The sequence below is a fragment of the Bacillus cereus group sp. N6 genome, assembly GCF_016483705.1.
Lineage (GTDB): Bacteria > Bacillota > Bacilli > Bacillales > Bacillaceae_G > Bacillus_A > Bacillus_A wiedmannii.
In genome coordinates this window covers 1-450 of record NZ_JAEHBI010000212.1, presented here as the reverse complement: position 1 = coordinate 450, position 450 = coordinate 1, and the positions used below count along the sequence as shown (strand labels likewise).

The window sequence follows — 450 nt, the reverse complement described above, 5'->3', positions numbered from 1 at the left end:
CAACACACACCCATTCAAACTTGGTTAGAAGGAGACGCGCATGCCCAAAACGTAGCTATTTTTGATGATCGTGAGGGGACTTTACGATTTGATGTCGCTGACTTTAAGAATTCTTATATCGGGCCGTTTTATTGGGATATTCTTCGTTTTATGAGTAGTATCTTTTTATTTACAGATGAATTGCCTCATATCAAGGTATCGAAAGCACAACAAAAACAACTAGCGTCCACATTTTTACAAACATATCAAACAACATTACAAAAAATTATCGAAAATCCAACAGAAAAATACAAGGAACTTCGTGCCGAACAATTGAAACATGGGTTTATCCAAAAACAAATGGAAGAAATGAAATCGTCCTATACATACGAGGCGTTTCTTGGGCAGACTACATTACTGCAAAATGGAAAACGTGTCTTTCTTCCAAATGATTCCTCTTTCGTTTCCCTT

1 protein-coding gene is annotated in these 450 nt (G+C 36.7%); it reads left to right on the top strand.

Features of this window, described 5'->3' with window-relative positions; all coding sequences use genetic code 11:
• The coding region (locus JDS99_RS30990; protein ID WP_199696503.1) for a DUF2252 family protein at window positions 1-450 on the top strand (450 nt) is incomplete at both ends.